Here is an 8930-nt window from a genome sequence, read left to right as displayed (position 1 = left end):
TATTTATTATAGTGTTCCCGTTTATTAAAGAATTACACCCTGCCGATTGTAAAAGTATCGCGTTTGTCCCGTTATTGCTTAATATGCAATTCTCTATTGAGGGGCTTCCGCCGTTCACCCTTATTCCATTTGCCCCGCTCTCTTTTATCCCGCACTTATTTATTTTTGGCGAACTGTTCAATATGTATATGTTCTCATCCGCATATCCTGGCTGGCTGCCATATTCAACTACGCAGTTTTCCAGGACACTCCCTGTCCCCGATACCGTGTCATAATCCACCGCACCGTCGTCAAAATATATATTTGACCACATCCCCCTGCCCGGTGTTTCGGTGTTTGCCGTGAATTTTATCTTCTCCGGTTCTATACTTCCGCCTACCGCACGCAATATCCCCTTGCTCTCTCCGCTTCCCACCTTGAGTCCCATCCCGCTTGAGAATCTTACTACCACTCCCGTATCAATCGTTAATCGCGCCGGGGTTGTTGCATCGCCGTAAACCTCTATCGCTGATGTTACAACATAGGGATTACCTGCCAATGTCCATGTGGTATCTGAGGATATTCTGCCACCAACAAAAGTAGTGTCTCCATAAGTCCTCTTTGGCGATAATAAAATTAATATGAACAATAAACATAAAATAAAAAAACGCCTGGCAAAATTACAGCCAGACGCTTTTTTAAAATATGCTTTTCGGTTATTTCCAGCTTCAATATTATTTTTTAACATAATTTATTTATTTATATCCAGCAATTCCAAAAAATACGGGGAATAAATTACCCTGCCTAAATATTCTGAATCCAGTTTATCATATATCTTTTTCTCGATGTCCTTAAAATCATTAATACCCCAGTAATTATTCTGGGCGTTTATATCATCTTTTTGCGGTTCTCCAAGCCCCATATTATATTCACTGTTTTTATAAATATTATTATTCTGGACAAATATTTTTTTAATCCCTTCTGCCAGAAAAATACCTGTCTGGTTGTCTTTAATCGTATTCGATACAATGATTGGGTCAGAATTCCAAATCCGGAGGCCAATAATATTATGATGGATATAGTTATGGTCGAACATTACATTGGAATCGCGGAAATGAACCGCGCCCTGGTTGAACCTCAATTCACAGTTTGAAATCACTATCGGTGAAAAATGCAGATGGAGCGCTTTATTTGCATATTCAATAATACAGTTTTTAAACAGGCTGTCGTTACTTGTTTCAATATAAATTCCCTGCCAATCATTTTTGTTCTTTGCGCTACTTGCCGAAGTAAAAATAACCGGTTTATCAGGCTTCCCTTCCGCAATAATGTTACCATAAACTACCAGTCCTGTTTCGCCGTACCCGTCATTATTTTTATCAACATGGACAAATTCAACTTTAATTCCCGGGAGTATCGTAAGTTTGGCCCCTTTTTCTATTTGTATTATTCCCCTGACCTGCACGTCATTTTTCCAGGTCATATCTTTGGTTATGCGGGTAATCCCTGTTTTTGTCCACTCTTCAATCCTGATATCATCTTCCTTTTTATAAGGTTTCCCGCAGGCACAGATAAAAACAAGGAATATGAATAAATTAATTAACTTTTTCATAAATATTTATTTTACAATATTTTTTAAAAAAAGTAAACCCCGTTAGAAATTTTTCTTTTTCAGATAAGCCTCAATAAAAGGACCTATTTTACCGTCAATAACAGCCTGGACATTTCCGACTTCCAGCCCGGTCCTATGGTCCTTAACCAGCTGGTAGGGCTGGAATATATATGAACGGATCTGGCTGCCCCATGAAATATCCTTCTTTTCCCCCAAGGCCCTGCTGTCTTCTTCTTTTTTCTTACTTTCATATAAATCATATAATTTTGAACGCAGGAATTTCAATGCCATAGTTTTATTTTTATACTGGGACCGCTCATTCTGGCATTGGACAACGATACCTGTGGGGATATGTGTGATTCTTATCGCTGAATCCGTTTTATTTACATGCTGTCCGCCTGCACCTCCCGCCCTGTAAGTATCAACCCGCAGGTCATTCTCATTGATTACCACTTCAATATCGTCTTCCACCTCAGGGTAAACAAAAACCGAAGCAAAAGAGGTGTGCCTTCGTTTATTTGCGTCAAAAGGCGAAATGCGAACCAGCCGGTGCACCCCTGTTTCCGCGCTGAGATAACCGAACGCGTAGGATCCTTCTATCAAAACAGTAACGCTTTTTATTCCCGCTTCTTCCCCTGCCAGATAATCAATAATTTCAGTTTTATATTTTTTTAATTCCGCGAAGCGCATATACATACGGAAAAGGATTTGCGCCCAATCCTGCGATTCCGTCCCTCCCGCGCCGGGATGAATGACCAAAAAAGCGTTTTTTTCATCTTTAGGATTGTTTAAGACCGCCTTTAATTCAAGCCCGTCCAGTTTATTTGTTAATATTTCCAGTTCCGTTAATAAACCTTCCGCGCCGGCTTCTTCATCTTTCGAAAGTTCAGCAAGGAGTTTCAAATCTTCCAGTTCTTTTTCTAAATCCCGGAATGTTTCAACTTTATTTTTCAGACTTTTCAATTCTTCGACTTTTTTTTGCGCATTGTCTTTGTCATCCCAAAAAGAAACATTTTCCATTTCTTTGTTCAATTCCTTTAATCTCTCCTCGCTTCTACCAAGGTCAAAGATACCTCCTTAATTCAAATAATTTCTCTTTAGCCGATTTTAACTTATCTTCGAATTCTTTAAACATTTTCCGCCTCTCTTTCTATTTCTTTTAAATTATTTTCACAGATTTCAACCAGTGCCTTACGGTTTATGTCCTTATCAAATCTTGTTTCTTCCTTCCTGCCGCTTTTTAAATACTCAACAGCGTTGTTATAAGACATAACGGCGTTCTGGTATTCCCCTGTTTTCTGGTATATGTTCCCTAAATAGTAATGGACTAAAAAATAACGGGGATTAAGATAGACCACCTTTTTAAATTGAATTACCGCGTCTTTTGCGTTCCCGACATTATAATGGATTAAACCCAGTAAAAAATAAGCTTCCCATAGAAGCGGGTCCGTGGATTCAATTTCAATACACGCCCGGATGGCATCTTCTATTTTCCCATTATTAAAAAGGTCTTCCGCTTTTGATAATAAAACCCCGGTTTCGTCCCGTATATCTTCTTTTGGACAAATAAACGCCGTTTCAAATTTTATAGTTTCATCTTTATTTTTTTCTTTTTTTGCTTCTTTCACATCCGGTTTAAAATCAGGCTTTAATCTTTTATCAAAATCAAAAAAATCCCTGGCAGTTTTATTCGTTTGTTTTTTTTGCGCTGATTTATAATAAAAAAAAGTCCCTTTTACCTCAACCAGGTTAAATTCATCCGATATATTATTTAAACTCTCGGAATGGCCTATAAAAAGATAGCCGCCTGCCGCCAGGCTCCGGTAAAAATTATGAATGACTCTTTTTGTGGATTCGGCCTTAAAATAGATAGTCACATTCCTGCAAAAAATAATGTCCCAGTTTTTTATTTCGCTTAAGGGATAAGGCGTACCGATAAGATTAAAATATTTAAATTCAATTACTTTTTTAAGGTCGTCTTTTATGGCATAATTATTTTCATCTATTTTTTCAAAAAACAGGTCACGGCAATAACGGTCCACTGTTTTAAGGCTCCTTTCAGGATAAACACCTCTTTTTGCTATTTCAAGCACCCGTTCCGATATATCTGTCGCCAATATCTGGACTTTCCAATCCTTGAAGGTCAAAAGATAAATTAAAACCGTCATCGCTATTGAATACGGTTCCTCACCTGTCGAACAACCCGCCGCCCAAATCCTGATTGTCCGGTCCATATCAGCCTTTCTTCTAATAATTTCAGGCAAGACCGCTTCTTTCAGCACCTTAAAATGGGCCGGCGTGCGGAAAAAACTTGTTTCATTTATCGTTATTAAATTTAAAAGTTCTTTAAATTCGTGTTCCGAATAATTATCATTTTTAAGAGATTCGTAATATTCAGAATAACTGGACAGGTTCTTTTTTGTGGCTCTTGATAACAGGCTTATTCTTAATGAATCAAGTTTGCTTTCGTCAATAAAAATAGCGCACTTTTCATAGATTAAATCCCTGAATAGTCTAAAAACTTCTAACGGCAGTTCTTTATCTTTTACTATTATTCGCCCGCTGTGCATACCTGGTTCCGTCCCGATTTCTTTGCTTTATAAAGCGCTTCATCAACAAGTTTAATTATTTTTTTCCCGTCTTCATCGGCATTTTCTTTTGTGCACAAACCTACGCCCAGGCTTATTGTCACACGCAAGGGGCCCTGCTGGCCCGGGAATAAAAATTTTTCTACGGCCTTCCTTATTCTCTCCGCGATACTCCTTGCCGCATCTAAATTTACTTCCGGCAATATAAGCATAAATTCTTCTCCCCCGTAACGGATAGGAAAATCTATTTTCCTTATTTCCTGTTTTGCGATACGCGCGACTTCCCTCAAGATTATATCTCCCTGTAAATGTCCATAGGTATCGTTTACTTTTTTAAAAAAATCAATATCAAACATGATTAATGAGAATATACGGTTATATCTTTTTATGCGGTTTAATTCCAGAGGAAGTATCTGGTCTAAATATCTCTTATTATACATTTTTGTCAATTCATCAGTTATCGACAGGGATTCCACTTTTTGATAAAGCCTCGCGTTATCCATCACAATGGAAGTCTGGTTGACAATTAAACTCAAAAGTTTTTTATCTTTATCTGTATAAACATCCTCGCTGCAGCTTGAAAACAATAAAAGACCTATAACACTATCCCGTGTGGACAACTCTGAAACCAAAAATGATTTTAATGTATTTCCGGCACCGTTTACAGCCTTTTCCTCTTTTGTTTCAACTATCCGGACATTTAAATCATCTTTATTAACAGCCAACCCTGACAGACTATTGAAATGTTCCATGGCCTTTTCTAAAACAATATTCTTATTTTCTTCAAGTAAAGTCCCCTTCTGATAAATTAATACCTTTTTCTCATCTTTTAAAAAAATCAGCCCGTTCTCAAAATTTATTATCTTCTGGAGCATGGACATAATGGAAGACATTGTTTTTTCCTCATCATAAATAGTTTTGCCCAGACAGCTTATCTCGTTCAAGACCGTTGATTCCAGAAGTTTTTTATCCAATAAATCATTTATTCTCATAAAAATACCGGATTCATCAATCTGCGTATCGAAAATCTCTTTTTTCACTTTTTTAGGCGTTACCCCCAAAAGAATTTTTACTTTTCTGACCAATTCCTCAGATTGAAACCCCTTAATCAAATCCTTCAGCAAATATTCATCCGCCCCTGTCTGCATTGCCCAAAACTTATCAATAGGTTTATCCTGCCCTGTTAAAATAATAATCGGGATATGCCCCGTTAAAGCTTCTTCTTTCAATAACCGGCACGCCTGGTAACCATTTAATTTCGGCATCATCAAATCCATAACAATTAAATCCGGCATTTCCTTAAATGCCTTTTTTACTGCCTCAACACCGTCAACCGCCGTAACAACCGTATAACCTTCTTCTTCAAGAATACATTTAACCATAGTCAATATAGTTGCCATGTCATCCGCGATAAGAATTTTTTTACCCATACTCATCTCCTACAATAATTTAATTATTGTTTCAGGTATCATATTAAGAGGGACTATTTTATCAATTACACCTCTTTCAACAGCGGCCTTGGGCATTCCAAAAACCGTACATGTCTCTTCATTCTGCGCTATCGTGACCCCGCCTTCTTTTTTTATACGTTCGATTCCCCTTGCCCCGTCATCTCCCATTCCCGTCATTATCACCCCGATCGCGGAACTACCGTAATATTTTGCCACTGACGGGAACAAAATATCCGCCGCGGGTCTTACTCCTCCGACAGGCGGGGATTTTTCAAATTTGATTTTCCCATTTTCATCAATAATTATGTGTGACGTGTCAGGCGAAAAAAATACAATACCAGGCGCAACAACATCCCCCTCATTAGCAACTTTTATCTTAATCCTGCTCAATTTCTGCAGCCAATCGACAAGCCCGGCTACAAAACCCTCCACAATATGCTGAACAATAACTATACCTGCCGGCAAATCCGGCGGGAATAATGGTATTATTTCTTTCAATGCGCCGGGTCCGCCGGTAGAAGACGCAATCGCCACGACCTTTTTTTTATTTTTACCGATACCCGATAAATTTAAAATTTTTGATGTCCCAAATTTTACCTTTATTTTTTTGCTTATATTCGCTGCCGCAAAAATTTTTATCTTTTGGACCAAATCTTTTGCGAAATTCGGATTAGTATCAAAATCCCCGAGTGACGGCTTAGGGATGAAATCCAGCGCCCCGCATTCCAATACCTGAAACATCATATCGTCTCTTTTCGCGGAAACAGATGAAATTATGACTATCGGGACAGGAAAATAATCCATTATATGCCGGACTGTCTGGAACCCATCCATATCGGGCATTTTTAAATCCATAAGAACTATATCAGGCTTCAAAACAGGAATAATATCAATCGCCTGCTTGCCGCCGCGCGCCATTCCCACAACCTTTATTTCCGGGTCGCTTTCCAAAGCAATCTTCAATATTTCCCTGACTGTCGCGACATCATCTACTATTACTGCTTTAATCATTGAGACCCCCTGTCTTTTAGTAGTATTAAGAATACCTGCCCAATAAAATTTTTATTATCTCAATCAAATTCTGCTGGTTAAAATCCTGTTTGGCAAGATATGCGTCCGCACCTAATTCAATTCCTCTTTTTTTGTCATCTTCGCTTCCAAGTCCCGAAATAATAATAACAGGGATCTTTTTAAAAACATCTTTTACCTTAATTTTCCCCGTCAATTCAAAACCATCCATCCTGGGCATCTGGACATCGGTAATCACAAGATCAATTTTATTTTTGGACAGTTTATCCAAAGCTTCAACCCCATCCCTTGCCTCTTCTACTTTATACCCTGACGATTCAAGAATACTTCTGTGCAATTGCCGGATAGTCATCTGGTCATCAGTCACCAGAACACAGGGCTGTTTCAATGCCTGTGTTTTTTTATCTTCTTCCCCCGCTGCGCTCCTGAATTCTTTCTGCCTGGCAGAAATTATTAATTCAAACGGGTCCAGGATAAATACCAGATCTCCGCTCCCTAAAATCGTAACGCCAATAATATTAAAAACATCCTTCACTTTTTTTCCCATACTTTTTATTACCGCCTCACATTCATCAACTAATTTATCAACCACAAACGCTATTCTTTTATCATCCCTTATAAGTATTACAACTGAAAGCTTACTGTGCTTTTTTAATTTTTTGTCTTTCTTTCTTATACCCAGAACGACATCCAGCCAGGCCAAAGGAATAATATGGTCCCTTATCGAAATCGCTTCTCTTCCTTCAACCGTGTGAATATTTTCCGAAGATATCTCCAGGGTCTCTTCAACAGCCAGAGAGGGAATCGCAAAAAGCTGTTCACCAATTCCTACAATTAAAATATTTGTTGTGGCCATGGATAACGGTATTAATATCGTAAACTTTGTTCCGGCATTCTCTCTCGTGCTTATCGTCAATGAACCGCTTAAAGCCTTTATATTTTTCTGTACCACATCCATACCAACACCTCTCCCTGAAACAGACGTAATAATTTCAGATGTGCTGAAACCCGGCCTGAAAATCAAATTAAGCAAATCATCCCTTTCCAGCGCCTTAAGTTCTTCTTCACGATAAAAGCCCTTTTTCACTGCAGACTTTTTAATTTCCTCAATATTTATACCCCCTCCGTCATCAGAAAACTCTATTTTTATCTGGGACCCCTGATAACTTAAGGTTAACTTTATTGTTCCTGTTTCAGGCTTGCCGATTTCTTTCCTTTTCGCGGGACTTTCAATTCCATGGTCAACCGCGTTTCTTAAAATATGAATTAACGGGTCCCTGATATCTTCAAGTATTTTTTTATCAATTTCAATTTCTCCGCCTTCAACAATAAATTCTATTTTCTTGCCGAATTGCTGCGCCAAATCATGGACTAACCTCGGAAAAGTAGAAAGTATGATTGAAACCGGAAGCATCCTGACTTCCGTAATTTTCTGCTGGTAATCACTTATAATCGTATTATGATGCGAAATAGTAGTTGAATGATTATTAAATAAAGTTACAAACTGTTCTTTTAAAATAGAAAGGTTCTGGATGTTTTTATTAAGCTTATCTTCCAGATAAGCATTTTTAAATCCGTCTTCCGCAAATAAGTTTATCTGGCACTCCCTGGAAAAAGCCTGCCACTCCTGGTATTCCCGGTAAATCATATCCTGTATTATTTCCATATCTTTAAGCTCTTTATTAAAACAAATACGGTCTATAACCATTTCACTTGCGAGATTAAGAAGGTAATCCAGCCTGTCCGTCCTGATACGGACAGAATCCTGAACCGCGGATTGCGACGGAGGAGGAGGAGATGATACAGGTGCCGCCGCCGGGGCGGCAGTTTCAGAAATTTTTTCTCCGGGAGGTCCTTCTTTTGTTTGAACACTTTCTAAAGGCTCACCTTTGGCTATTGCATCAAGCATGGACAAAAAATTATCAGGTTTAAAATCCACCTTCTGGTTGTCTATAACCGCCTTCAAAAACAAATCAATGGCATCCACAGCTTTTAAAAAAACATCCAGTTTCCCCGCGGAAAAAGAAGTCTTATTATCAAACATTATTTTGACTACATCTTCCATACGATGAGATAAAACACCTATGCTGTCGAACCCCATCACCCTGCTTAATCCTTTCAGATTATGAAGTGTCCGCATAACATCTTCCCAGATATCTTTCCGGCCCGGATCTTTTTCAAGGGACAAAAAACCCGTATTTAGTTTTTGAATTAATTCCAGGCTGTCTTCTTTTAATGCTTTAAGAATTACAGATTTATCCGGCATATTTA

Annotated in this window: 7 protein-coding genes; all 7 read right to left on the bottom strand. The window is 38.3% G+C overall.

From position 1 onward, the window contains the following. On the bottom strand, positions 1 to 727 hold a 727-nt coding region (locus AB1498_01625), incomplete at its 3' end, for a right-handed parallel beta-helix repeat-containing protein (GenBank protein MEW6086988.1). A 3-nt stretch (positions 728 to 730) separates the two neighbouring features. Beyond that, positions 731 to 1591, bottom strand: coding sequence for a right-handed parallel beta-helix repeat-containing protein (locus AB1498_01620; protein ID MEW6086987.1), 861 nt, complete (start codon positions 1589 to 1591; stop codon positions 731 to 733). Positions 1592 to 1633: 42 nt separating this feature from the next. Continuing rightward, positions 1634 to 2726 (bottom strand): peptide chain release factor 2 gene (gene prfB / locus AB1498_01615; GenBank protein ID MEW6086986.1). Its coding sequence is split into 2 segments (ribosomal slippage): positions 1634 to 2656 and positions 2658 to 2726, totalling 1092 coding nucleotides; the frame shifts between segments, so codons are not numbered across the junction. Beyond that, positions 2719 to 4161 carry a CheR family methyltransferase gene (locus AB1498_01610; protein MEW6086985.1) on the bottom strand — a complete coding sequence of 481 codons (1443 nt, stop codon included), beginning with the start codon at positions 4159 to 4161 and terminating at the stop codon, positions 2719 to 2721. Before AB1498_01610 ends, prfB begins: the two co-directional genes overlap by 8 nt. Beyond that, positions 4143 to 5609, bottom strand: coding sequence for a diguanylate cyclase (locus AB1498_01605; GenBank protein ID MEW6086984.1), 1467 nt, complete (start codon positions 5607 to 5609; stop codon positions 4143 to 4145). Before AB1498_01605 ends, AB1498_01610 begins: the two co-directional genes overlap by 19 nt. Positions 5610 to 5618: 9 nt before the next feature. Further along, positions 5619 to 6641 (bottom strand): chemotaxis-specific protein-glutamate methyltransferase CheB, encoded by a 1023-nt coding sequence (gene cheB, locus AB1498_01600; protein MEW6086983.1) that lies wholly within the window; start codon positions 6639 to 6641, stop codon positions 5619 to 5621. A 25-nt stretch (positions 6642 to 6666) separates the two neighbouring features. Further along, positions 6667 to 8925, bottom strand: a complete 2259-nt coding sequence (locus AB1498_01595) for a hybrid sensor histidine kinase/response regulator (protein MEW6086982.1) — start codon at positions 8923 to 8925, stop codon at positions 6667 to 6669. Between the last annotated feature and the right edge of the window lie 5 nt (positions 8926 to 8930).

The sequence above is a fragment of the bacterium genome (assembly GCA_040754625.1).
In the GTDB taxonomy this organism is placed as follows: Bacteria; JACRDZ01; JAQUKH01; order JAQUKH01; family JAQUKH01; genus JAQUKH01.
This window is presented reverse-complemented; position numbering and strand designations above follow the sequence as displayed.

Coding starts and splice junctions, on each gene's coding strand:
- AB1498_01620 (MEW6086987.1), bottom strand. CDS start 1,591: ATGAAAAAGTTAATTAATTTATTCATATTCCTTGTTTTTATCTGTGCC.
- AB1498_01610 (MEW6086985.1), bottom strand. CDS start 4,161: ATGCACAGCGGGCGAATAATAGTAAAAGATAAAGAACTGCCGTTAGAA.
- AB1498_01605 (MEW6086984.1), bottom strand. CDS start 5,609: ATGGGTAAAAAAATTCTTATCGCGGATGACATGGCAACTATATTGACT.
- cheB (MEW6086983.1), bottom strand. CDS start 6,641: ATGATTAAAGCAGTAATAGTAGATGATGTCGCGACAGTCAGGGAAATA.
- AB1498_01595 (MEW6086982.1), bottom strand. CDS start 8,925: ATGCCGGATAAATCTGTAATTCTTAAAGCATTAAAAGAAGACAGCCTG.